This window comes from Pseudomonas sp. BYT-1 (genome assembly GCF_023611805.1).
Classification (GTDB): domain Bacteria; phylum Pseudomonadota; class Gammaproteobacteria; order Pseudomonadales; family Pseudomonadaceae; genus Aquipseudomonas; species Aquipseudomonas guariconensis.
This window is the reverse complement of sequence record NZ_CP072559.1, coordinates 5,450,918-5,474,708: the sequence shown is the minus strand read 5'-3', so window position 1 is coordinate 5,474,708 and position 23,791 is coordinate 5,450,918. Positions and strand designations below refer to the sequence as shown.

The window sequence follows — 23,791 nt, the reverse complement described above, 5'->3', positions numbered from 1 at the left end:
TCAGCTGTGCCAATGCCGGCCCTGATGGGCCAGCAGGCTGTTGGCCTGCTCCGGGCCGTTGCTGCCGGCAGGGTAGGGGCGAGGCGCCTGGAAGTGCTCTTCCCAGCCTTGCAGGATCGGATCGATCCAGGCCCAGGCGGCTTCGACCTCATCGCGACGCATGAACAAGGTCGAATCGCCCGCGAGCACATCCAGCAGCAGCCGCTCGTAGGCTTCCCAGCGACGGGTCTGGCCGAACACTTGAGCCAGGTTCAGGTTCAGCTCCACCGGCTCCAGACGCATGCCTTTGCCCGGGCTCTTGGTCATCATGCGCAGGCTGATACGTTCATCGGGTTGCAGCTGGATCAGCAACTGGTTGACCTGCCCGCCACTGAATAGCTCATGGGGCACCGGTTTGAACTGGATGACGATCTGCGAGGAGCGTCGTGCCATGCGTTTGCCGGTACGCAAGTAGAAGGGCACGCCAGCCCAGCGCCAGTTATCGATGTGCGCCTGGACCGCGACGAAGGTCTCGGTGTCGCTGTCGTTGTCCACGTCTTTTTCGAAGTAGTAGGCCGGCACTTCCTGGCCGCCGATCCGGCCGGCGCCGTATTGCCCGCGCACGGTCTTGTCCTGCACGTCCTGACCGGTGATCGGCTTGAGGGCACGCAGGATCTTCACTTTCTCGTCACGCACCGCTTCGGCTTCGAACTGCGCCGGCGGCTCCATGGCCACCAGGCACAGAAGCTGAAGCAGGTGGTTCTGCAGCATGTCACGGGTTGCGCCTGCGCGGTCGTAGTAGGCGCCGCGGTTCTCCACGCCCAGTGTCTCGCAGACGCTGATCTGCACGTGGTCGACGTGGCCATTGCGCCAGACCGGTTCCAGCAGGGCGTTGGCAAAACGTAGCGCCATGAGGTTCTGCACGGTCTCCTTGCCCAAGTAGTGATCGATGCGAAACACCTGGGACTCGTCGAACACCGCGCCGATCGCTTCGTTGATGGCCGTGGCTGACTCAAGGGAGTGGCCTATGGGTTTTTCCAGCACGATACGCGCCTCGCTGTCGGCAAGGCCTGCGATGCGCAAATGGTTGGCGATGGGCACGAACAGGTTGGGTGCGGTCGCCAGGTAGTAGATGCGCGCCAAGCCGCCAGGCTCGCCCAGGTAGCGTGCCAGGCGAACGAAATCAGCGCTTTGCGAGGCATCCATGGCGAAGTAGTCCAGGCGTGCGCAAAAACGTCGCCAGACCTCTTCGTCGAAATCCTGCCGGGCGATCTGCGCCCTGCAATTGCGTTCGGCGAGCTTGAGGTATTCATCCCGGGGCAGGTTGCGCCGCGCCAGGGCGATGATCCTCACGGCATTGTGCAGGCGGGCCTCGCGGTACAGGTGGTAGAGCGCCGGCAGTAGTTTGTGCAGGGCCAGATCGCCCGTACCGCCGAAGACCAGGATGTCGCAAGGAATAGTCAAAACCACCACTCTCCACATTGGTTTAGCTGGGCGGGTCGCTGGTCATGTAGTATAACTACAAGAAAGCTACATCCCGGCCAGCCGATCATAACCGAGTCCAGCCTGTGAATCTGTTGCAACATATCGCCCAATCGCGCCATTTGCTGCGCAAATCGGAACTGAAAGTGGCCGACCATGTGCTGCTAGATCCGGCTGCCGTCATGCACAGTTCGATGGCCGACCTTGCCCACAGCGTGGGCATCAGCGAGCCGACCATCGTGCGTTTTTGCCGCGCGATCGGCTGTTCGGGCTTCCAGGATCTCAAGCTCAAGCTGGCCCAGAGCCTGGCTGCAGGCGCCAGTTTCGGTCAGTTCGCAATCCATGAAGATGACTCGGTCGCCGACTATAGCCTGAAGATCTTCGATACCACCCTGCACACCCTGATGGAAGTGCGTGAGCACCTCAATCCCCAGGCTCTGCAGCAGGCGGTGACCGCCATGGCCCAGGCCCAGCGCGTGGAGTTCTATGGTTTCGGTGCCTCCGGCGCGGTGGCCGCCGATGCCCAGCACAAGTTCTTCCGCCTATTGCTCAGCGCTGCGGCGTACTCCGACCCGCACATGCAAGCCATGTCGGCGGTGACCCTCAAACCTGGCGATGTAGCGGTGTGCATTTCCCAGTCGGGTCGATCCAAGGATCTGTTGATCACCGCCAATCTGGTGCGTGAAAGCGGCGCCAACCTGATCACCCTTTGCCCGAGCCAGACGCCGTTGGCCGAATTGTCCACTGTCAACCTGGCCATCGACGTGCACGAAGACACCGAGATCTACACCCCGCTGACTTCGCGCATCGCTCACCTTGTAGTGATCGACGTACTGGCCATGGGCGTGGCCATGGCCCGCGGACCGAGCCTGGTGAATCACCTCAAGAGCGTGAAACGCAGTTTGCGTAGCCTGCGACTGTCGCCCAAGTCGATCAAGGCGACCGACGACTGAGCCTGCTGCCGATGCAGGGGCCAGAACAGGCAAAGCAAATTTCACGGTTTTGTCACCAATCCACAGCCAAACCGTAAACCTGCAAGGCCAACCTGAAGCTCCCCGCATCCTAACTGGGAGACAGGCAATGGCACGTGATCATGACGGTTCGTTCCAACCCACCGCCAAAGCTCGCAAGCAGCAGGAAAAGGACCAGCGCCGCATGGAGTTCCGCCGTGCGATCGAAAGCTACTGCGACCAGCGTCAGTTGCTGCGCGACATTACCGACTACCCCGACCTGCGAGACATCACGGTTTGGCAGGTATCGGCGGCATCTTCCCCGAAAATCGCTCCACAAGCCCGCTGATTTTCGCCCGTTCATTACGTATGAATGCAAGAAAGGCCAAGGCCACCGGTGATTGCCGCTTGGCCTTGGACTGCACCACGCACCAACTGCGATACAGCGGCAACTCCTCTACCGGCAGTTCTTTCAGCACGCCGGTGGCCAACTCCAAGTTCAGCGCATGGCGGGTGAGCAGCGCGATGCCGAGGCCTGCGATCACGCACTCGCGTTGGGCATCGGCCGAGGCGACTTCCAGCGTCTGAGTGAAGTGCACGCGTTTGTCCTTGAAGTATTCCTCGCAGGCCTTGCGGGTGCCCGAACCCTGCTCGCGAATCAGCAAGGTATGAGGCTCGAGATCCTGCAGGCGCAGCTTCTCCAGCTTGCACAGCGGATGGTCCGGCGGTGCCACGGCCACGATCGGGTTGTTCAGGAACGGCATGAACTCAAGCCCCATGTCCTGGGGCACCATCGACATGATGATCAGGTCGTCGCGGTTGTCCGAAAGCCGGCGGATCGCCTGTGCCCGATTGACCACCGTCAGGGTCAGGTTGACCTCTGGATGGCGTTGCTTGAACGCGGCGAACAAGTGGGGCACGAAGTACTTGGCGCTGGATTCGATCGCAAGTTTCAGTTGGCCCTGCAGTGAGCCCTGCATGTCCGAGAGCTGCATGTCGAGGTTTTCCAGGCGACCGAAGATGTCCCGGCTGGCGCGCTGCAGGGCCTCGGCCGCTTCGGTCAGGTAGAGCTTCTTGCCCACGTACTCGAACAGCGGCTGGCCAATCAGCTCCTCGAGCTGGCGGATCTGTAGACTTACGGCGGGTTGCGTCAATGCCATTTCTTCCGCCGCCCGGCTGTAGGAGCGCAGATCGCATACCTCGTTAAAGATTTGCAACTGACGCAATGTCATACGCATCAATGACTTACGCATTTTTCCACAGGCTCCCGCAAAACCTTGTTACGGCACTATAAGCTTTTGCTTATGTCGACCCTAACAAATATTGATTTTTGTTTATCAACCTACAGCGATAGGGTTGGTTTGCGACTGGCCAGCAACCTCTGGCCACGCGCCGACCGGGGAATCCGGCTCGTGTGTTCCATCGGCTTTGGGAAGACTCCAGTGATAAAAAAAATCCTGATCGCCAACCGGGGTGAAATCGCAGTTCGGATCGTGCGTGCGTGCGCCGAGATGGGCATTCGCTCTGTGGCGATCTATTCCGACGCCGACCGTCATGCCTTGCACGTCAAGCGCGCCGACGAGGCCTACAGCATCGGTGCCGAGCCCCTGGCCGGCTATCTGAACCCGCGCAAGCTGGTCAACCTGGCCGTGGAAACCGGCTGTGATGCCTTGCATCCAGGTTACGGCTTCCTGTCGGAAAACGCCGAGCTCGCGGAAATCTGCGCAGAGCGTGGCATCAAGTTCATCGGCCCTGCCGCCGACGTCATTCGCCGTATGGGCGACAAGACTGAAGCGCGCCGCACCATGATCCAGGCCGGTGTGCCGGTAACGCCCGGTACCGAAGGCAACGTCGCCGACATCCACGAAGCCCTGGCCGAAGGTGATCGTATCGGTTACCCGGTCATGCTCAAGGCCACCTCGGGTGGTGGCGGTCGTGGTATCCGTCGCTGCAACAGCCGCGAAGAGCTCGAGCAAGCTTTCCCCCGCGTGATCTCCGAGGCCACCAAGGCCTTCGGCTCGGCGGAAGTGTTCCTGGAAAAATGCATCGTCAACCCCAAGCACATCGAGGCGCAGATCCTGGGTGACAGCTTCGGCAACGTGGTGCACCTGTTCGAGCGCGACTGCTCGATCCAGCGCCGCAACCAGAAGCTCATCGAGATCGCCCCCAGCCCTCAGCTGACCCCGGAACAGCGCGCCTACATCGGCGACCTGGCGGTCCGCGCGGCCAAGGCCGTGAACTACGAGAACGCCGGTACCGTGGAGTTCCTGCTCGCCGATGGCGAGGTGTACTTCATGGAAATGAACACTCGCGTGCAGGTGGAACACACCATCACCGAAGAAATCACCGGCATCGACATCGTGCGCGAGCAAATCCGCATCGCCTCGGGCCTGCCGCTGTCGGTCAAGCAGGAAGACATCCAGCACCGCGGCTACGCGTTGCAGTTTCGCATCAACGCCGAAGACCCGAAGAACAACTTCCTGCCCAGCTTCGGCAAGATCACCCGTTATTACGCGCCCGGTGGCCCAGGTGTGCGTACCGACACCGCGATCTACACCGGCTACACCATTCCGCCGTTCTATGACTCCATGTGCCTGAAACTGGTGGTTTGGGCATTGACCTGGGAAGAAGCCATGGACCGTGGCCTGCGGGCCCTGGACGACATGCGTGTGCAGGGCGTGAAGACCACCGCCGCGTATTACCAGGAGATCCTGCGCAATCCGGAATTCCGTAGCGGCCAGTTCAACACCAGCTTCGTGGAAAGCCACCCGGAACTGACCAATTACTCGATCAAGCGCAAACCCGAAGAGCTGGCCCTGGCCATCGCCGCCGCCATTGCTGCACACGCAGGCCTGTGAGGAACCGAATAATGTCCAAGAAAATCTTTGTCACCGACACAATCCTGCGCGACGCCCACCAGTCCCTGCTGGCCACCCGCATGCGCACCGAAGACATGCTGCCGATCTGCGACAAGCTCGACAAGGTGGGCTACTGGTCTCTGGAAGTCTGGGGTGGCGCGACCTTCGACGCCTGCGTGCGCTTCCTCAAGGAAGACCCGTGGGAGCGTCTGCGCAAGCTGCGCGCCGCCCTGCCTAACACCCGCCTGCAGATGCTGTTGCGTGGCCAGAACCTGCTGGGCTACCGCCACTACAGCGACGACGTGGTCAAGGCCTTCGTCGCCAAGGCCGCGGTCAATGGCATTGACGTGTTCCGTATCTTCGACGCCATGAACGACGTGCGTAACCTGCGTGTGGCCATCGAAGCGGTCAAGGCTGCCGGCAAGCACGCCCAGGGCACCATCGCCTACACCACCAGCCCCGTGCACACCATCGACGCCTTCGTCGCCCAGGCCAAGCAGATGGAAGCCATGGGCTGCGACTCGGTCGCGATCAAGGACATGGCCGGCCTGCTGACCCCATTCGCCACCGGCGAGCTGGTCAAGGCGCTCAAAGCTGAACAATCGCTGCCGGTGTTCATCCACTCCCACGATACCGCTGGCCTGGCCGCCATGTGCCAACTCAAGGCCGTGGAAAACGGTGCCGACCACATCGATACCGCGATCTCCAGCTTCGCCTGGGGCACCAGCCACCCAGGGACAGAGTCGATGGTCGCCGCGCTCAAGGGCACCGAGTTCGATACCGGCCTGGATCTGGAACTGCTGCAGGAAATCGGTCTGTACTTCTATGCCGTGCGCAAGAAGTACCACCAGTTCGAGAGCGAGTTCACCGCCGTGGACACCCGCGTGCAGGTCAACCAGGTGCCAGGCGGCATGATTTCCAACCTGGCCAACCAGCTCAAGGAGCAAGGCGCCCTGAGCCGCATGAACGAAGTGCTGGCGGAGATCCCACGCGTACGTGAAGACCTCGGCTACCCGCCGCTGGTGACCCCGACCTCGCAGATCGTCGGCACCCAGGCCTTCTTCAACGTGCTGGCCGGCGAGCGCTACAAGACCATCACCAACGAGGTGAAGCTTTACCTGCAAGGCGGCTATGGCAAGGCGCCGGGTGTGGTCAACGAACAACTGCGTCGCCAGGCGATCGGCAGCGAAGAAGTGATCGACGTGCGCCCGGCCGACCTGCTCAAGCCGGAGATGGCCAAGCTGCGTGCCGATATCGGCAACCTGGCTCGCTGCGAGGAAGACGTGCTGACCTACGCGATGTTCCCGGACATCGGTCGCAAGTTCCTCGAGGAGCGTGAAGCCGGCACCCTGACTCCAGAAGCCCTGCTGCCGATTCCGGAAGCCGGTGCCGTGGCAGGCTCGGGCGGCGAAGGTGTACCGACCGAGTTCGTCATCGACGTGCACGGCGAGACTTACCGCGTCGATATCACCGGTGTGGGCGTCAAGGCCGAAGGCAAGCGTCACTTCTATCTGTCCATCGATGGCATGCCGGAAGAGGTGGTGTTCGAGCCGCTCAACGAGTTCGTCAGCGGCGGTGGCAGCAAGCGCAAGCAGGCCACTGGCCCAGGTCACGTGAGCACCACCATGCCGGGCAACATCGTCGATGTGTTGGTCAAGGAAGGTGACACCGTCAAGGCCGGCCAACCGGTGCTGATCACCGAAGCGATGAAGATGGAGACCGAAGTCCAGGCCCCGATTGCCGGCAAGGTCACTGCCATCCACGTGGCCAAGGGTGATCGCGTCACGCCGGGCGAGATCCTGATCGAGATCGAAGGCTGATCCAAGCCTTCGACAGCAAGCGGTTTACCTCATGGGGAGCGATATGCTCCCCTTTTTTTGTGCTGAATTTGTCGGTCTCTTTCACCAGCAGGCCCGTTCCCAGAGGGATAACGCATCCCCGTGGGAGTGGGTGTACCGCCGGCACTCTCAGCCTTTACGGCATGCTTCCAAGGTCTTCACTTGCCCCTCGGGCTGCTGGTTCTCTTCGCTCAACCAGCGCTCGAAGCCTGCCGCCACGCTTGGCCACTCATCATCGGTGATCGAGTACCAGGCCGTGTCCCGGTTGTGATCCTTGACCACCATGTGCTTGCGGAACACCCCTTCGAAGACAAAGCCGAAGCGCTCGGCGGCGCGTTTGGAGCGGGCATTGGCGTTGTTGCACTTCCACTCCAGGCGCCGGTTGCCCAAGGCAAAGCCGAGCTGGCTCAGCAAGTAGACGGCCTCGGTGCCGCGAGGGGTGCGCTGCATGGCGGCGCCGAAGGCGATGTGGCCGATCTCGAAGCGGCCCTGTTCGGGGACGATCGACATGTAGCTCAGGATGCCCTGGGCCTGGCCGGTGGCGCGGTCGATGACGCTGTAGAACAGCGGGTCACGACTGGCGGCGTTGCCTTCGAGCCAGCGGTCGAAGCTGGCGCGCTCATTGAAAGGCCCATAGGGCAGGTAGTCCCACAGCACTGGGTCCGAGCCAGGGCCCTGCAACACGTCCCAAAGGTCATTGCCGTGGCGGGCCGGGTCGAGTTTTTCCAGGCGGACGAAGCGTCCTTCGAGGGGCTCGGCGTTGGGCGTTGCCGCGGGCTTCCAGTTCAGTGCGTCTGTCATGGGCCTACAAGCCTTTGCGAAATTGAATGAAGCCCGGCCGCTCTGCGACTTGTTCGTACAGGCTGATGGCGGTGGCGTTGGTCTCGTGGGTGAGCCAGTGCACCTTGATGCAGCCGGCTGCCTTGGCGGTCGCGTAGACATGCTCGATCAGCTGGCGACCAATGCCCAGGCCGCGCTGGTCGGCGTTGACGTACAGGTCTTGCAGGTAGCACGAATTCTCGATGCTCCAGTTGGAGCGGTGATAGATCCAATTGACCATCCCCACGGCTTTGCCATCGACCCAGGCCAACGCCGAGTGGGTGGGCTCGTTCTCATCGAGCAAACGCTGCCAGGTGCTGGCGCTGACCTCATCGGCCAATTCGGTTTCGTAGAAGCGCAGATAGGCATGCCAGAGGGCGAGCCAGGCGGCATGGTCGTTGGCGCGCACTGGGCGCAGGGTAACGCTGGGCATGGTCTTTTCCTTCAGAGTGGGCGCATGTGCGCTGCGAGTTGGTTGTCCAGGTAATCGGAACTGCTGGCCAGACCGTCACGTACGCCGGCGATGTCTTGCGCCGAGCGGTTCTGGCTGAGCTTGCGCGCGCCTTGCAGACGGGCAATGGGCATGCGCAGGCCGACGATGGCGCGCAGCATGCCATCGATGTAATCGCTAGGTGCGTCGCTCACCTTCCAGGGTTTGGCGCGGTCTTGTTCGTGCCAATCGCTCAGGCGGCTGACGATCGCCAGCAGGCGAGGGGCGTCGTGAATTACCTGCACCGCGCCATAGGCGTGCACGGCCAGGTAATTCCAGGTGGGCACGACCCTGGGGTTTTCGGTCTTGCTCGGGTAGTAGCTCGGGCTGACATAGGCATCTGCGCCTGGGAAAACCAGCAACGCTTCGCCGCCTTGCTCCAAGTCCCGCCATTGAGGGTTGGCCCGGGCCAGGTGAGCATAGACAGTGCCGTACTCGCCTTGAGCTGTATCGAGCAGCACGGGTAGATGGGTCGCGAGCAAGCCGTTTTCGCCGTGGCTGACCAGAACGGCGAGGCGGGTGTCGCACATTTGCTGGTGCAGGCGCGCGAGGTCATGTTCTTGGTGGGGCTTGGCGTTATACATGCGAGATTCCTTGTCCAATGGCTTCATCCTAGGCAGGCTATTGGTACTCTGTAAGAGCCAATACAGCCTGTTTTCATAGGTCCAATGCCATGAACGAATGTCCTCTCGCGCTGCCCTTCGACCCCACGGGTATCGTGCTCGACCGCCGGCGCGGGCTCAGCCAGCAGCTGTACCAGGCATTGCGGGCGCGGGTGCTGGATGGACGCCTGGGCAGTGGCACGCGTTTGCCCGCCACCCGCGACCTGGCGGCCATGTTGTCGCTCTCGCGCAACAGCGTGGTGCGGGCCTACGACCAGCTGTATGCCGAGGGTTACATTGAAAGTCGGGTTGGCGATGGGACTTATGTGAGTCAGCTGCCCAAACTATCCACACAGCTATCCACAGGGTTATCCCAGGGGTTATCAACAGAGTTATCCACATTGTTGCCTTCTGATACTGAAGATTTATCCAGTTCAGGGCGCTCCAGCGAGCCTTTGCAGCGGCTTAAAAACAACCACCTTCCACCACCCAAGGCTGGTGCGCCGAGGGCTTTTCGCGTCGGTGTGCCGGCGTTCGATTTGTTTCCCTTCGAGGTCTGGGCCAGGCTGCAAGCGGGTTTCTGGCGAAATCCCGATCCTTCATCGCTCGGCTATGGCGATCCGGCGGGTGAACCGCAACTGCGCGAACTCGTCGCCGCCTACCTGCGACGCTCACGTGGGTTGTCGTGTGGCGCTGAACAAATTGTGATCACCAGCGGTGCCCAGCAGGCCATCAGCCTTTGTGCACAGTTGCTGTTGCAGCCGGGCGATGGAGTGGCTGTGGAAAACCCAGGGTATCGGGCGGCCGGCCACACTTTTGCGTTGGCGGGGGCGAAAGTCAGGGGTGTGCCAGTGGACGATGAAGGGCTGGATTGCGCGCAGCTGGCGCAACTTCCCGATTGCCGGATGGCCTATGTGACTCCGGCGCACCAGTACCCCACTGGCGTCACCATGAGCCTGGCCCGGCGCCTGTCATTGCTGGATTGGGCACAGCGTCAGGATGGCTGGATCATCGAGGACGACTACGACGGGGAGTATCGCTACAGCGGTGCGCCACTGGCGCCCTTGGCCTCCTTGGACCGGCAGGGACGGGTGCTGTACGTAGGCACGTTCGGCAAGATCGCCTTCCCGGCCCTGCGCCTGGGCTATCTGGTGCTGCCTCGACCGTTGGTGGAGGCATTCAGTCAGGGGCGGGCGTTGGCGGTGCGCCATTCGGAGGTCGGCACCCAGTGCGTAATGGCGCAATTCATGGCCCAGGGGCACTTTCAACGGCATATCCGGCGCATGCGCAAGGCAGCGCTGGCGCGGCGAAATGTCCTGAAAGCCGGGTGGCCGGAGGATGTGCCAGGGCTGGGCGCCATGCCGGAAGTGGCGGCTGGGCTGCATGTGAAAGTGGCTGTGGATAACCTTGCCCGTGAGCAAGAGTTGGTGGCCAGGGCAGAGGCGGTGGGGGTGGAGGTCAACCCGCTGAGCAGTTACTGGCTCGAAGACGGCAATGTCCCTGTGGATAAGCGCGCCGGATTGGTGCTGGGGTTCGCGGCGGTGCCTGAAGCGCAGATTGCGGATGCAGTGATGCGATTGCGCAGGGCGTGGCGACCTGTTCGCGGGTGAACCCGTTCTCACAGACACAGCGCTGTACTTACAGGCAGCGCTGTACCTGTGGGAGCGGGTTCAACCGCGAAGCATTCCAACTCAAGTCCCGGACTTGATGCGTGTCCAGGCCCGGGTGCGCGCCCGTTCGGCCTCGCGTGGCAGTGGCTTGAGGGTATACAGCTTGGCCATCGCTTCGGCGGTCGGGTACAGGTTGGGATTGTTGCGGATCGCCGGGCTGACTTTGTCGGTGGCGTCCTTGTTGGGGTTGGGGTAGCCAACGAAGTCACTGATCGGCGCGATCACTTCAGGGCGCAACAGGTAGTTGATGAACCTGTGTGCATCCTCAGGATTGGCGGCATTCTTGGGAATCGCCAGCATGTCGAACCAGATCGGTGCACCTTCCTTGGGCAGGCGCATGTCCACCACCACGCCATTCTTGGCGTCGCGCGCGCGGTTGGCGGCCTGGGAGAAGCTACCCGAATACCCCACCGCCACGCAGATATCGCCGTTGGCGATGTCAGCCATGTACTTCGAGGAATGGAAGTAGGTGATGTGCGGGCGGATCTTCAGCATCAGCTCTTCGGCTTTCTTGTAGTCGGCCGGCTTCTCGCTGTTCGGTGGCAGCCCCAGGTATTGCAGCGCCAAGGGCAGGATCTCCGACGGTGAATCGAGCAGGGCGACGCCGCACTGCTTGAGCTTGGCGATGTTCTCTTCCTTGAAGATCAGATCCCAGCTGTCCACGGGCGCCTTGTCGCCGAGCACCGTCTTGACCTTGTCCGGGTTGAAGCCGATCAGCACGGTGCCATACATGTACGGCACGGCGAACTTGTTGCCCGGATCGTTGGCCTCGATCAGCTTCATCAGCGCCGGATCCAGGTGCTGCCAGTTGGGGAGCTTGGATCGGTCCAGCGGCTGGAACACACCGGCTTCGATCTGCTTGGCGAGGAACACGTTGGACGGCACCACCACGTCGTAGCCGGAGTTGCCGGTGAGCAGCTTGGCTTCCAGGGCTTCGTTGGTGTCGAAGATGTCGTAGATCAGCTTGACGCCGCTGTCCTTCTGGAAGTCCGTCAAGGTCTGCGGCGTGATGTAGTCGAACCAGTTGTACACGCGCAGGGTGCGCTGTTCGGCCTGGGCCTGAAGGGCTCCGGTGAACAGGGTGGCAGCGATGAACGGGGCGAGCAGACGCTTGAGTCGGACCATTACCGGGCTCCTGGCTGGGCATGCTGGAAGCCTTCCAGCACGTTGACTGCGTTGATACCGATTTCTTCCACAGCGTAGCCACCTTCCATCACGAACAAGGTCGGCTTGCCGAGCTGGCCGATACGCTTGCCCATCTCCAGGTAGTCTGGGCTGTCCAGCTTGAACTGGGAGATCGGATCGTCCTTGAAGGTATCCACGCCCAGGGACACCACCACCACGTCCGGCGCGTAGGCGGCGATACGCTGGCAGGCGTCCTCCAGGGCAGCGCTCCAGGCGGCCCAGTCACTGCCGGCGGGCAGCGGGTAATTGATATTGCAGCCTTCGCCTGCACCTTCGCCGGTTTCGTCGGCATAGCCGAGGAAGAACGGAAACTCGTCCTGCGGGTCGCCGTGGATCGAGGCGAAGAACACATCGCCGCGCTGGTAGAAGATGTCCTGGGTGCCATTGCCGTGGTGATAGTCGACATCGAGGATGGCGACCTTGCGGTGGCCTTGGTCAAGGAAGGCCTGGGCTGCGATGGCGGCGTTGTTGAGGTAGCAGTAGCCCCCCATCACTTCGGCCGCGGCATGGTGCCCTGGTGGACGGCACAGGGCGAATGCCGAATGGGCGCCTTGCTGGATCGCGGCCTGGGCAGTGAGGGCAACCTGGGCTGCACTGTAGGCGGCTTGCCAGGTACCGGCGGTGATCGGCGCGCCGGCATCGAAGCTGTAGTAGCCAAGCTCACCATGCAGGCCAGTCGGTTTGACCTTACGCAGGGTGCGGGCTGGCCAGGTGAAGGGCAGCAGGTCTCCTTCCTGGCCCAGCTGTGACCAGCGCGCCCAGGCCCCTTCGAAGAAGTCCAGGTAGTCGGCGCCATGCACCCGCAGCAAGGGCGCGCGGCCGAAATCACGTGGCCCTTCGACCGGACCCAGGTTGCGCTTCTTGACTTGCTCCAGGACGTGGTCAGCGCGCGAAGGCATCTCGAAGCAGGGCATCAGCTTGCCGTCGATCAGCTCGCAGCGGCCGTGGTGCAGGCGGTGATCATCAGAATAGATCGTCAGCATTTTTATTCTCCGGGTTTACTGGCGTGGCCTCATTGTGTGAGTCGGCGAGTGGCGGGAGAACGTTGCAAACGGCCAAAAGGGGATCGATGTGGCCAAAGACAGTGTCCGGTGTGGGGGAATGTTCGCGGGTAAATCCGCTCCCGCAGGCCTCCCGCTGATTTTGAATTCAGCACAAATACCTTAGGAGCGGGTTTACCCGCGAAAAGCCCGGCACCGATCAGCCGCGAAAATGACTCGGTGCAACGCCGCTCCAGCGCTGGAAGGCATGGCGAAAGCTCGCGGTCTCGCTGAAGCCGAGCGTCTCGGCGATGCGGTAGATTGGCATCTGGTCCTCGGCCAGCAACTGCTTGGCCCGCTCGAAGCGCAGCTCGTCGAGCAATTGCTGATAGCTGCAGCCCAGGGCTTGCAGGTGTCGGCGCAAGGTGCGCGAGGAGCAGTTCATCTGGCGCGCCAGACCTTCGAGTCCGGGGGCGGCATCGAGTTGCTTGATCAGCAGCTGGCGGATGCGCCCCAGCCACGCCTGGCGCCCGGTGAACTCAAGGTTCAGCTGGCGGCAACGCTCGGCCATTGCCTTGTGGGTGATGGGGTCGGCCAGGGGCAGGGGCATGTCCAGCCAGCGGCGTTCGAAGGCAAAGGCATTGTCGTTGGCCTCGAAGCCCAGGGGGCACGGGAATGCATCGGCATAGAGCGCGTGGTAACCCGGCCGTGGATGCTCGAAGCGCGCCGCGAGCAGCGGCAGTGGGCGCCCCAGCAGGTCGTCACAGATGACTTTCAGCGACACCAGGCAGAATTCGGCATTGAAGGCCGCCAGGGCAGGGCTGTCTTGGTAATCGCTGGCGCTGAACCAGATCCGCTGGCCGTCGTCCTCCAGGCGCAAGTGAAAGGCTGTGCCCAGCAGTGCGGGATAGCGCAGCGCCAAGCGCAGGGCGTCACCCAAAGTGGCACTGGAGAGCAGGGCGTAACCGAGCATCCCGTAGCATGACACGTGCATGCGCCGCCCCAGCTCCAGGCCGATCTCCTCGCGCAGGGCTACGGCATTGGCGCATACCTGCAGTTCTTGCTGGGTGGTGATGCGGGCATCGGCATGGCCCAGATCCGCCGCGCCAATGCCGCTGCCGCAAAGCAGGCGCTCGGCATCGCAGCCTTCTTCCTGGAAGACCTTGAGAATCAGCGAAACTGCGTTGAGGGTGGTCAGGTGGCTGTGCAGCATGCTCGGTATCCCGTGGGGCTGGGAAGCATTATGGAGCAAGTTGTGTGCCGGACGGCCATGTGGCGCTGCTTTGCAGTCCACTACGGCCTTGGTGGCCGCGCGCATAAAAAAAGGGCCCGTAGCGTGCGCTCGGGCCCTTGAAAGGTTGAGAGGTGTCTAGTCCCTCGACCTGGTGAGACGTTTTACAGCGGTCTGGTTACGCCTTCAGCGGAACCAGACGTGGAGCGATCATGTTTTCCGGACGCAGGATGTCGTCGAGCATCGCGTCGTCCAGCAGCTTCTCTTCGCGCACCAGTTCCAGAACACCGCGGCCGGTTTCCAGGGCGACGCGGGCGATACGGGTGGCGTTTTCGTAGCCGATGTACGGGTTCAGGGCAGTGACCAGGCCGATCGAGTGCTCGACCAGTTCACGGCAGCGCTGTTCGTTGGCGGTGATGCCGACGATGCAGTGCTCGCGCAGCATGTCCATGGCGCGCTGGAGCAGGCGGATGGAGTCGAAGATCTTGTAGGCGATCAGCGGTTCCATGACGTTCAGCTGCAGCTGGCCACCTTCGGCGGCGACGGTCAGGGCCAGGTCGTTGCCCATGATGGCGAAGGCCACCTGGTTGACGGCTTCCGGAATAACCGGGTTGACCTTGCCTGGCATGATCGAGCTGCCTGGCTGGCGTGCCGGCAGGTTGATCTCGTTGATGCCGGTGCGCGGGCCGCTGGACAGCAGGCGCAGGTCGTTACAGATTTTCGACAGCTTGACCGCGGTGCGCTTGAGCATGCCGGAGAACAGCACGAAGGCGCCCATGTCGGAGGTGGCTTCGATCAGGTCGGCAGCCGGGACCAGCGGCTGGCCGCTGATGGTCGCCAGGCGCTGCACGGCCAGGGCCTGGTAGCCAGGGTCGGCGTTGATGCCGGTGCCGATGGCGGTACCGCCCAGGTTGATTTCGGTCAGCAGCTCCGGAGCCAGCGAGCGCAGGCGCTGCAGGTCTTCGGTCATGGTGGTGGCGAAGGCGCGGAATTCCTGGCCAAGGGTCATCGGCACGGCGTCCTGCAGCTGGGTACGGCCCATCTTCAGTACGTGGTCGAATTCCTTGCCTTTGGCCGCGAACGCCTGGATCAGGCTGTCGAGGCTGGCCAGCAGGGCGTCATGACCCAGCAGCAGACCCAGGCGGATCGCGGTCGGGTAGGCGTCGTTGGTCGACTGCGCCATGTTCACGTCGTTGTTCGGGTGCAGGTACTGGTACTCACCCTTCTGGTGGCCCATGACCTCCAGCGCGACGTTGGCGATGACTTCGTTGGCGTTCATGTTGGTGGAGGTACCTGCACCACCTTGGATCATGTCCACAACGAACTGGTCGTGGAACTCGCCGCGGATCAGACGGGCGCAGGCCTCGCTGATGGCAGCGTGCTTGGCATCGCTCAGGTGGCCCAGCTCACGGTTGGCGTCGGCAGCGGCCTGCTTGACCATGGCCAGGGCCACGACCAGCTTCGGGTAGTGCGACAGCGGAACACCGGAGAGGTGGAAGTTGTTGGCAGCGCGCAGAGTCTGGATGCCGTAGTAGGCATCGGCAGGGACTTCAAGGGTACCAAGCAGGTCTTTTTCGACGCGGAACGATGCAGCGGAGGACATGACGGATATCATCTCGATTTAAACCCGGCACCTGCCGGAATGCCGCCAATCCTAGGCCTGCCCGGATTTTGCGGCCAATGCTGTTGCACGCTAACCTATGCACAAACGGCATACCGATTCATGTGACGCCAATTGACAAACGAGCGTGTTCCATTTTGGTGCGCGCTGGGAGACCGCTTCATGAACCTCGAAAGCAAGTGGCTGGAAGACTTCAGCGCCCTGGCCGCCACCCGTAGTTTTTCCCAGGCGGCGGAGCGTCGTTTCGTCACCCAGCCGGCCTTCAGTCGGCGTATCCGCAGCCTGGAAGCGGCGCTGGGGCTGACCTTGGTGAATCGTTCCCGCACACCGATCGAGCTGACCGAGGCCGGGCAGTTGTTTCTCGTCACGGCGCGCACGGTTGTCGACCAATTGAGCGAAGTTCTGCGCCATTTGCATCATCTCGAAGGCGGCCAGGGTGAAGTGGTCCAAGTGGCTGCCGCACACTCGCTGGCATCGGGCTTCTTCCCACGCTGGGTGGCCCAGTTGCGCAACGACGGCCTGAACATCGCCACCCGTCTGGTGGCCACCAACGTGGGCGATGCCGTGCATGCGTTGCGTGAAGGTGGTTGCGACCTGATGCTGGCGTTCTATGACCCGGATGCGGCCTTGCAGATGGATGCCGAAATCTTCCCCTCGCTGCACATGGGCACTACCGAGATGCTGCCGGTATGCGCCGTGGGCGCCGACGGCAAGCCGTTGTTCGACCTTGAAGGCGAGAGCAGCGTGCCTCTGCTGGCTTACAGCGCTGGGGCTTTCCTCGGTCGATCGGTCAACTTGCTGCTGCGTCAGCGCAACCTGCGCTATACCACTGTCTATGAAACCGCCATGGCCGACAGTCTCAAGAGCATGGCCCTTGAGGGTATGGGTATCGCCTGGGTGCCGCGGCTGTCGATGCGCGGCGAGCTGGAGCGTGGCGAACTGGCGATCTGTGGAGGTAGCCAATGGCACGTGCCGTTGGAAATTCGCCTCTATCGCTGCGCCTTGGTTCGCAAGGCCAACGTGCGTCTGCTCTGGCGCAAGCTGGAGGGTGGCACGACGACCGCATCTGTTGACCCGAAAGTCAGCCAAAGCCCCGAAAAATAAGGCCGACAGTTGGTCGCCGGGGGTGCCTGGATGGCCTCGCGTTACGTTATACTTCGCGGCCCCCAGGCCGGAACGATCCGGCCATGATCAGCAAACAAGCCACGCCGGTCGTCCCGCGTGGCTTGTTGTTTTTTGACGCGCCCAAGGGCGCACAAGCGAAGAGGCTCGACGATGAGTGCACTGGTTGGCGTGATCATGGGCTCCAAGTCCGATTGGTCCACCCTTAGCCACACCGCCGATATGCTGGAAAAACTCGGCATTCCCTACGAGGTGAAGGTGGTTTCCGCCCACCGTACGCCGGATCTGCTGTTCCAGTATGCCGAAGAGGCCGAAGGCCGCGGCATCGAGGTGATCATCGCCGGTGCTGGCGGTGCTGCCCACCTGCCGGGCATGTGCGCCGCCAAGACCCACCTGCCGGTGCTGGGCGTGCCGGTGCAGTCCTCGATGCTCTCGGGTGTCGACTCGCTGCTGTCGATCGTGCAGATGCCCGCAGGCGTACCTGTCGCCACCCTGGCCATCGGCAAGGCCGGTGCCATCAACGCGGCGCTGCTCTCGGCGAGCATCCTGGGTGCCAAGTACCCGCAGTATCACGCGGCATTAAAGCAGTTCCGCACGGAGCAGACCGAAACTGTCCTGGACAATCCGGACCCGCGCCAGGCCTGAGGCTATCAACATGAAGATCGGTGTAATCGGTGGTGGCCAGCTCGGCCGCATGCTGGCCCTGGCGGGTACTCCGCTGGGCATGAACTTCGCTTTCCTCGACCCGGCCCCGGACGCCTGCGCGGCTGCCTTGGGTGAGCACCTGCGCGCCGACTACGGCGATCAGGATCACCTGCGTCAGCTGGCTGACGAAGTCGACCTGGTGACGTTCGAGTTCGAAAGCGTTCCGGCCGAAACCGTGGCCTTCCTCTCGCAGTTCGTTCCGGTCTATCCAAGTGCCGAAGCCCTGCGCATCGCCCGTGACCGTCTGTTCGAAAAGAGCATGTTCCGCGATCTGGGCATCCCGACGCCGGCGTTCGCCGACATCCTGTCCCAGGAAGACCTGGACGCGGCGGTGGCCAGCATCGGCCTGCCGGCAGTCCTCAAGACCCGGACCCTGGGCTATGACGGCAAGGGCCAGAAGGTCCTGCGCAGTGCCGAGGATGTGGTCGGCACCTTCGCCGAGCTGGGCAGCGTCCCATGCCTGCTCGAAGGCTTCGTGCCGTTCACCGGTGAAGTGTCGCTGGTGGCCGTGCGTGGCCGCGATGGCGAAACCCGCTTCTACCCGCTGGTGCATAACACCCATGAGAGCGGCATCCTGCGCCTGTCGGTCGCAAGCGATGCGCATCCGCTGCAGGCGCTGGCCGAAGACTACGTGGGTCGCGTGCTGCAGAAACTGGACTACGTGGGTGTGATGGCTTTCGAGTTCTTCGAGGTCGACGGTGGCCTGAAGGCCAACGAAATCGCCCCGCGGGTCCACAACTCCGGGCACTGGACCATCGAAGGGGCCGAGTGCAGCCAGTTCGAGAACCATCTGCGCGCCGTGGCCGGCCTGCCGCTGGGCTCGACCGCCAAGGTCGGCGAGAGCGCCATGCTCAACTTCATCGGTGAAGTGCCGGCTGTGGATAAGGTCGTGGCCATCGACGACTGCCACCTGCACCACTACGGCAAAGCCTTCAAGGCCGGCCGCAAGGTTGGTCACGCCACCCTGCGCTGCGCCGACATGGCCACTCTCAAGGCCAAGATCGCCGAAGTCGAAGCGTTGATTGCCGGCTGATTGAACCTCTGCCCTGCGCAGGCCCTCTGAAATGGCAACAAGCCAAAGTGCTGTCTAGGCTTTGGCTTGTTCCATCTTCAAAGCAGAGGGATTGCCATGGGTATCATTGGAACCATTTTCATCGGCCTGATCGTCGGCCTGCTGGCCCGTTTTCTGAAACCAGGGGACGACAGCATGGGCTGGATCATGACCATTCTTCTCGGTATCGCCGGGTCCCTTGCCGCGACTTATGGCGGGCAGGCGCTGGGTATCTACCAGGCGGGGCAGGCCGCAGGTTTCTTTGGCGCCCTGGTGGGTGCCATCATCCTTCTGGTGATCTACGGATTCATCAAGAAACGCGGGTGACTGGTTTAGAATGCTCGGCAATTGACTGAGTTGCCGAGCATTTTCATGCGTGCGTTTTTCCTTGTTCCCCTACTGCTGGCCAGTGCACTGGCCCATGCCGAGCTGCCCGAAACCGACTGGCTGGAGCTGATGCCAAAGTCGGACCAGAAGGCGCTCGAGCAGATGCCTGAAATCGACCACGACTCTCCTGAAGCCATAGGCACCTTCACCGAAAAGGGTGGGCTCAAGCAGGCCAAGGGTCTGCCGGCGGTGATGTACTCCACCAAGACGGTGGCCGCCATGAATGGCAAACAGATCCGCCTGGGCGGTTATCCGGTACCGCTGGAAAGCGACGCCAAGGGCAACAGCACCTTGTTCTTCCTCGTGCCGTATCCCGGCGCCTGTATCCACGTGCCGCCACCGCCACCCAACCAGCTGGTGCTGGTGCGTTATCCCAAAGGCATGAAAATCGACGACATCTACACGCCGCTGTGGGTCAGTGGCACCTTGAAGGTGGAGAAGGTCAGCAACGACCTGGCCGATGCGGCCTATGCGCTGGAGGCAGGGAAGGTGAGGGTGGTAGAGGACGCCGACCTCTGATTCGGTCTTTTCCGAGCCGCTCCCACAGGTTATGTGAGAACCCAGTGGGAGCGGGTCTGGTCAGAGTGCTTCGCTGGTGATCGTAACGCTCAGCGAATGACTCGCCCCTGGGGCCAGGTTTACCACATCGTCCCACACATTCGCTGTTTCGATGCACAGCATTCGCTGCCAGCCATCATCGGCCATGTCCGCCAGCTCCCGGGCGCGATCGGTCCATGGGTTCCAGATCACCGCCGAGCGTGAGCCCGTAGCGTGCAAAGTGATGCGGCGGTTCCATTGCGGGTCGACGATCTTCAGCAGATCAGGTGTCTGCAGGTAGATGCGGTCGGTCTCGCCGGCAAAGCCCAGGGCGCTGTGCTGCTGGCGCAGTTCCCAGTCGGCCAGGGTTTCGATGTAACCAAGGTTCTCCACGCCCTCGACCCGAGCCTGTCGTACATCGCTGACCGCAAAGTAGCTGTGCAGGGCCTGGCTGATGGTGACGTTGTCATTACCCTGGTTGAAGCTGCTCAAGGTCAGCTTCAATTGCGTGCCCATTTCGATCAGCAGCTTGAGCTCGACCTCATGAGACCAGCCTGGCAGGTCGCCCAGCGCTTCCGGTAGGCTGAACTCGATGCGAAGGCCTTCTGCGGCCTCCTCGATGCCCAGCAGCTGCCAGTCACGGGTGCGCGCCAACCCATGGGCTGGTGCCTGTTCGCCTTGGTACATGGCCTGCACGGCCTGGGGGTTGCGCTGCAGATTGCCGAACCAGGGCCAGCACACCGGCACTCCGGCGCGCACGGACTTGCCCTGGCGGAAGATGGCTTGGTCGCTCAACCACAGCAATGGGGGCTCACCCAGTCGTTGGTAGCTCAAGACCTGGGCGCCCTGTTGGGCGATCAGCAGTTCGGCATGATTGCTGGTGATGCGCCAGCAGTTGAGTTCGCCGTGTTGTTCCGTTTCGACCTGGAAAGTAGCCATGCGCTCGTCTCGTCGTGATGCATATCAGGCCTTGGACCTCATGCCTTGCAACGAGTTTACCGCGCCCCTGGCTCAGCGACGAGGGACTGAACGGGTACGGCCACTGCCGTCGATGGCGACGAAAACGAACACAGCTTCGGTGACCTTGCGCCATTCGCTGGAAAGCGGGTCGTCGCTCCACACTTCCACCATCATCTGGATGGAGCTACGGCCGATTTCCAGGGTCTGGGTGTAAAAGGAAAGCTGCGCGCCCACGGCCACCGGGACCAGGAAAGCCATGCGGTCGATCGCCACGGTGGCAACGCGGCCACCGGCGACGCGGCTGGCCATGGCGGTGCCGGCCAGGTCCATCTGGGCGACCAGCCAGCCGCCGAAGATATCGCCGAAACCGTTGGTTTCACGGGGTAGGGCAGTGATCTGAAGGGCAAGGTCGCCCTGTGGGATAGGATCTTCTTGTTCGAGCTCAATCATGCGGTGGGGCCTCGGACCCGTGACGCTTTCGTTGGTTGGCGCAAATGACGGTCGCCGGGAAAACGATTCAGCTTGAAACATACTACGCTGATTTCGCTTCGATGGGCGGCCAAAGGGAGACTCTGCGAAACCGCCTGCAACATTGACCGGCGTTTTCGCACAGCATCCCACGTGTTGCTCAACCTTTTCCTACGAGCGGTCAGTATATAGACCTGCACAGCCAGCGACGACCGCGCATTCGTGAATATCTGTATGGATTTTGTACCGCTATGAGGCGGGTGCGGCAATTTGTTATCTTCGCGGGTCACTGACCCAGAAGCCGCGTGACAAACGGCCTGCAGACCAATAAGAGAACAACCCATGACCTCCGTGCCGAGCAGTATCGAGCAGCCCTCGCGGCCGCTGACCCGCAGTGACTACAAGACCCTTTCACTGTCCGCCCTTGGTGGAGCACTGGAATTCTACGACTTCATCATCTTCGTGTTCTTTGCCACGGTAGTCGGCAAGTTGTTCTTCCCCGCCGACATGCCCGAGTGGCTGCGTCTGATGCAGACTTTCGGCATCTTCGCGGCCGGCTACCTGGCGCGGCCTTTGGGCGGCATCATCATGGCCCACTTCGGCGACCTGCTCGGTCGCAAGAAGATGTTCACGCTGAGCATCTTCATGATGGCCTTGCCGACCTTGGTCATGGGCCTGCTGCCAACCTACGCGCAGATCGGCCTGTGGGCCCCGGTCCTGCTGCTCTTGATGCGTGTCGTGCAAGGTGCGGCCATCGGTGGCGAGGTTCCGGGCGCCTGGGTGTTCGTCTCCGAGCATGTGCCGGCGCGCAATACCGGTTATGCCTGCGGCACGCTCACGGCGGGCCTGACGTCAGGCATCCTGCTCGGCTCGCTCGTGGCAACCTTGATCAATACGGTCTACAGCGCCGACGAAGTGGCGGACTACGCCTGGCGCATTCCGTTCCTGCTCGGGGGCGTGTTCGGCCTGTTCGCGGTGTACCTACGCCGCTGGCTGCACGAGACGCCGGTATTTGCCGAGATGCAGCAGCGAAAGGCCCTGGCCGAAGAGCTGCCGCTGCGTGCGGTGCTGCGTGATCATCGTGGTGCGATCATTTTGTCGATGCTGCTGACCTGGCTGTTGTCGGCGGGCATCGTGGTGGTGATCCTCATGACCCCGGCGCTGCTGCAAAGCCTCTATCACATCAGCCCCACCGACTCGCTGAAGGCCAACAGTCTGGCTATCGTCCTGCTCAGCATTGGCTGTGTGGGTGCCGGCAGCCTGGCCGATCGTTTCGGCGCCGGGCGTGTGTTCATCGTCGGCAGCCTGGCGCTGCTGGCATCGTCCTGGGCCTTCTACCACAGCCTGCCGACGCGACCGGACCTACTGTTCCCGCTGTACGCGTTGACCGGTCTGTTCGTCGGCATCGTCGGTGCGGTGCCTTATGTGATGGTCAAGGCCTTCCCGCCGGTGGTGCGTTTCAGTGGGCTCTCGTTCTCCTACAACCTGGCCTACGCCATCTTCGGCGGCCTGACGCCAATGGTGGTCACCGCGCTGCTCAAGTTCAGCCCCATGGCACCTGCCTATTACGTGGCTTGCCTGTGCGCCGTGGGTCTGCTGGTGGGTGTCTACCTGCTCGCGACCAAGCGCTGACCGAGGGCGGTCGTATCCGCAAAGACGGCATGGCGATGTTTATCCTGCAGTGCCGCAACATCCTGTAAAGGCCATCCCGGGCGACCGTGATGGCCTTTCATCCAATTGTCACATTCAAGTCATAGAGTGTTCATGCGGCCTGCAGATACTTGGGCCCGATCCATCTCACACCCCAAATATTCCTGCTAGGAGTTAGGCATGAAACTGAAGCGTTTGATGGCGGCCCTCACGTTCGCCGCCGCTGGCGTCGCTACCGCCAATGCGGTTGCCGCCGTCGATCCTGCAATCCCGACCTACACCAAGACCACTGGCGTATCGGGCAACCTCTCCAGCGTCGGTTCCGATACCCTGGCGAACCTCATGACTCTGTGGGCCGAGGCCTACAAGAAGGAATACCCGAACGTAAACATCCAAATCCAGGCTGCCGGCTCCTCCACTGCGCCACCCGCGCTGACTGAAGGCACCGCCAACCTCGGCCCGATGAGCCGCAAGATGAAGGACGTCGAGCTGCAGGCCTTCGAGCAGAAGTACGGCTACAAGCCGACCGCCATTCCGGTCGCCGTCGACGCCCTGGCAGTCTTCGTCCACAAGGACAACCCGATCAAGGGCCTGACCATGGCTCAGGTCGATGCCATCTTCTCCTCGACCCGTCTGTGTGGCGGCAAAGCCGACGTCAAGACGTGGGGTGATGTGGGCGTGACCGGCGATCTGGCCAACAAGCCGATCCAGCTGTTCGGCCGCAACTCGGTATCCGGCACCTACGGCTACTTCAAGGAAGAAGCGCTGTGCAAAGGCGACTTCAAGCCTAACGTCAACGAGCAGCCAGGCTCGGCTTCGGTCGTGCAGTCGATCAGCAGCTCGCTGAACGGCATCGGCTACTCGGGCATCGGCTACAAGACCGCCAGCGTCAAGACCGTGCCTCTGGCCAAGAAAGAAGGCGGCGCCTTCGTCGAGGACAACGAAGCCAACGCCCTGAACGGTACCTACCCGCTGTCGCGCTTCTTGTACGTCTACGTCAACAAGGCCCCGAACAAGCCTCTGGCCCCGTTGGAAGCTGAGTTCGTGAAACTGGTCCTGTCCCAGGCGGGCCAGCAGGTCGTGGTGAAAGACGGCTACATCCCGCTGCCGGCCAAAGTGGTCGACAAGACCCTGGCTGACCTGGGTTTGTCCCACGCCGGTAACGTTGCAAAGAAGTAAGTAACTGAGGAAGAGGCCGGCGCCGAA

Annotated in this window: 23 protein-coding genes; 12 read left to right on the top strand and 11 right to left on the bottom strand. The window is 62.1% G+C overall.

Annotation, left to right across the window (positions count from 1 at the left end; genetic code table 11):
* Window positions 1-1,443, bottom strand: a complete 1,443-nt coding sequence (gene zwf / locus J5X93_RS25705; protein ID WP_182816798.1) for a glucose-6-phosphate dehydrogenase — start codon at window positions 1,441-1,443, stop codon at window positions 1-3.
* 104 nt (window positions 1,444-1,547) lie between these two features.
* On the opposite strand from zwf, the gene hexR reads away from it, so the two are divergent.
* Together hexR and J5X93_RS25695 are read left to right on the top strand one after the other, a co-directional pair.
* Window positions 1,548-2,414, top strand: coding sequence for a transcriptional regulator HexR (hexR, locus tag J5X93_RS25700; RefSeq protein WP_043209971.1), 867 nt, complete (start codon window positions 1,548-1,550; stop codon window positions 2,412-2,414).
* A 127-nt stretch (window positions 2,415-2,541) separates the two neighbouring features.
* Entirely contained in the window at window positions 2,542-2,760 is a 219-nt protein-coding gene (locus J5X93_RS25695) for a PA3496 family putative envelope integrity protein (protein WP_080642090.1), read from the top strand.
* Here J5X93_RS25695 and J5X93_RS25690 read toward each other — a convergent pair.
* On the bottom strand, window positions 2,702-3,664 hold the full coding sequence (locus tag J5X93_RS25690) for a LysR family transcriptional regulator (RefSeq protein ID WP_043209969.1): 963 nt from the start codon (window positions 3,662-3,664) through the stop codon (window positions 2,702-2,704). The two genes, J5X93_RS25695 and J5X93_RS25690, sit on opposite strands and share 59 nt — an antisense overlap.
* Before the next feature lie 189 nt (window positions 3,665-3,853).
* Between J5X93_RS25690 and J5X93_RS25685 the strand changes: the two genes are divergently transcribed.
* A complete protein-coding gene (locus tag J5X93_RS25685) occupies window positions 3,854-5,269 on the top strand; it encodes an acetyl-CoA carboxylase biotin carboxylase subunit (RefSeq protein ID WP_070093419.1) in 1,416 nt (471 codons plus the stop codon).
* Window positions 5,270-5,280: 11 nt separating this feature from the next.
* On the top strand, window positions 5,281-7,089 hold the full coding sequence (oadA, locus tag J5X93_RS25680; protein ID WP_043209967.1) for a sodium-extruding oxaloacetate decarboxylase subunit alpha: 1,809 nt from the start codon (window positions 5,281-5,283) through the stop codon (window positions 7,087-7,089).
* Between the two features lie 147 nt (window positions 7,090-7,236).
* Here oadA and J5X93_RS25675 read toward each other — a convergent pair whose 3' ends face one another.
* The 3 genes from J5X93_RS25675 to J5X93_RS25665 are packed head-to-tail and all read right to left on the bottom strand — an operon-like array spanning window position 7,237 to window position 9,000.
* Complete coding sequence (locus tag J5X93_RS25675; RefSeq protein ID WP_043209965.1) at window positions 7,237-7,908, bottom strand: GNAT family N-acetyltransferase; 672 nt, start codon at window positions 7,906-7,908, stop codon at window positions 7,237-7,239.
* Window positions 7,909-7,912: 4 nt separating this feature from the next.
* On the bottom strand, window positions 7,913-8,359 hold the full coding sequence (locus tag J5X93_RS25670; protein WP_250034232.1) for a GNAT family N-acetyltransferase: 447 nt from the start codon (window positions 8,357-8,359) through the stop codon (window positions 7,913-7,915).
* 11 nt (window positions 8,360-8,370) lie between these two features.
* Window positions 8,371-9,000 (bottom strand): FMN-binding negative transcriptional regulator, encoded by a 630-nt coding sequence (locus J5X93_RS25665; RefSeq protein ID WP_102081160.1) that lies wholly within the window; start codon window positions 8,998-9,000, stop codon window positions 8,371-8,373.
* A gap of 89 nt (window positions 9,001-9,089) precedes the next feature.
* Between J5X93_RS25665 and pdxR the strand changes: the two genes are divergently transcribed.
* Window positions 9,090-10,628 (top strand): MocR-like pyridoxine biosynthesis transcription factor PdxR, encoded by a 1,539-nt coding sequence (pdxR, locus tag J5X93_RS25660; protein WP_102081159.1) that lies wholly within the window; start codon window positions 9,090-9,092, stop codon window positions 10,626-10,628.
* A gap of 81 nt (window positions 10,629-10,709) precedes the next feature.
* Here the strand turns inward: pdxR and J5X93_RS25655 are convergent, their stop codons facing one another.
* From J5X93_RS25655 to aspA, 4 genes are all read right to left on the bottom strand, one after another.
* On the bottom strand, window positions 10,710-11,813 hold the full coding sequence (locus J5X93_RS25655) for a polyamine ABC transporter substrate-binding protein (RefSeq protein WP_250034230.1): 1,104 nt from the start codon (window positions 11,811-11,813) through the stop codon (window positions 10,710-10,712).
* Window positions 11,813-12,856, bottom strand: a complete 1,044-nt coding sequence (locus tag J5X93_RS25650; RefSeq protein WP_090344171.1) for a histone deacetylase family protein — start codon at window positions 12,854-12,856, stop codon at window positions 11,813-11,815. Before J5X93_RS25650 ends, J5X93_RS25655 begins: the two co-directional genes overlap by 1 nt.
* Before the next feature lie 217 nt (window positions 12,857-13,073).
* Complete coding sequence (locus tag J5X93_RS25645) at window positions 13,074-14,066, bottom strand: AraC family transcriptional regulator (protein ID WP_102081157.1); 993 nt, start codon at window positions 14,064-14,066, stop codon at window positions 13,074-13,076.
* Between the two features lie 196 nt (window positions 14,067-14,262).
* Window positions 14,263-15,687 (bottom strand): aspartate ammonia-lyase, encoded by a 1,425-nt coding sequence (gene aspA, locus J5X93_RS25640; protein ID WP_043209948.1) that lies wholly within the window; start codon window positions 15,685-15,687, stop codon window positions 14,263-14,265.
* A gap of 180 nt (window positions 15,688-15,867) precedes the next feature.
* Here aspA and J5X93_RS25635 point away from each other — a divergent pair, with 180 nt between their 5' ends.
* The 5 genes from J5X93_RS25635 to J5X93_RS25615 all read left to right on the top strand — a co-directional run bounded on the left by J5X93_RS25635 (window position 15,868) and on the right by J5X93_RS25615 (window position 19,489).
* Window positions 15,868-16,809 (top strand): LysR substrate-binding domain-containing protein, encoded by a 942-nt coding sequence (locus tag J5X93_RS25635; RefSeq protein WP_090344176.1) that lies wholly within the window; start codon window positions 15,868-15,870, stop codon window positions 16,807-16,809.
* Window positions 16,810-16,980: 171 nt separating this feature from the next.
* Window positions 16,981-17,472, top strand: coding sequence for a 5-(carboxyamino)imidazole ribonucleotide mutase (purE, locus tag J5X93_RS25630; protein ID WP_043209945.1), 492 nt, complete (start codon window positions 16,981-16,983; stop codon window positions 17,470-17,472).
* A 10-nt stretch (window positions 17,473-17,482) separates the two neighbouring features.
* Window positions 17,483-18,565, top strand: coding sequence for a 5-(carboxyamino)imidazole ribonucleotide synthase (locus J5X93_RS25625; protein WP_070572184.1), 1,083 nt, complete (start codon window positions 17,483-17,485; stop codon window positions 18,563-18,565).
* A gap of 96 nt (window positions 18,566-18,661) precedes the next feature.
* The gene (locus J5X93_RS25620) at window positions 18,662-18,910 is read left to right on the top strand and encodes a GlsB/YeaQ/YmgE family stress response membrane protein (RefSeq protein ID WP_043209941.1); all 249 of its coding nucleotides are present in this window, start codon (window positions 18,662-18,664) and stop codon (window positions 18,908-18,910) included.
* Between the two features lie 45 nt (window positions 18,911-18,955).
* A complete protein-coding gene (locus J5X93_RS25615) occupies window positions 18,956-19,489 on the top strand; it encodes a DUF3299 domain-containing protein (protein ID WP_043209939.1) in 534 nt (177 codons plus the stop codon).
* 60 nt (window positions 19,490-19,549) lie between these two features.
* Here J5X93_RS25615 and J5X93_RS25610 read toward each other — a convergent pair whose 3' ends face one another.
* Both J5X93_RS25610 and J5X93_RS25605 read right to left on the bottom strand, forming a co-directional pair.
* Entirely contained in the window at window positions 19,550-20,446 is an 897-nt protein-coding gene (locus J5X93_RS25610; protein WP_250034228.1) for a D-hexose-6-phosphate mutarotase, read from the bottom strand.
* 72 nt (window positions 20,447-20,518) lie between these two features.
* Window positions 20,519-20,917 carry an acyl-CoA thioesterase gene (locus J5X93_RS25605; protein ID WP_003253317.1) on the bottom strand — a complete coding sequence of 133 codons (399 nt, stop codon included), beginning with the start codon at window positions 20,915-20,917 and terminating at the stop codon, window positions 20,519-20,521.
* A gap of 360 nt (window positions 20,918-21,277) precedes the next feature.
* On the opposite strand from J5X93_RS25605, the gene J5X93_RS25600 reads away from it, so the two are divergent.
* The gene (locus J5X93_RS25600) at window positions 21,278-22,567 is read left to right on the top strand and encodes an MFS transporter (RefSeq protein WP_043209937.1); all 1,290 of its coding nucleotides are present in this window, start codon (window positions 21,278-21,280) and stop codon (window positions 22,565-22,567) included.
* A 198-nt stretch (window positions 22,568-22,765) separates the two neighbouring features.
* A complete protein-coding gene (locus J5X93_RS25595) occupies window positions 22,766-23,764 on the top strand; it encodes a phosphate ABC transporter substrate-binding protein PstS (protein WP_043209935.1) in 999 nt (332 codons plus the stop codon).
* The last annotated feature ends 27 nt before the right edge of the window (window positions 23,765-23,791 follow it).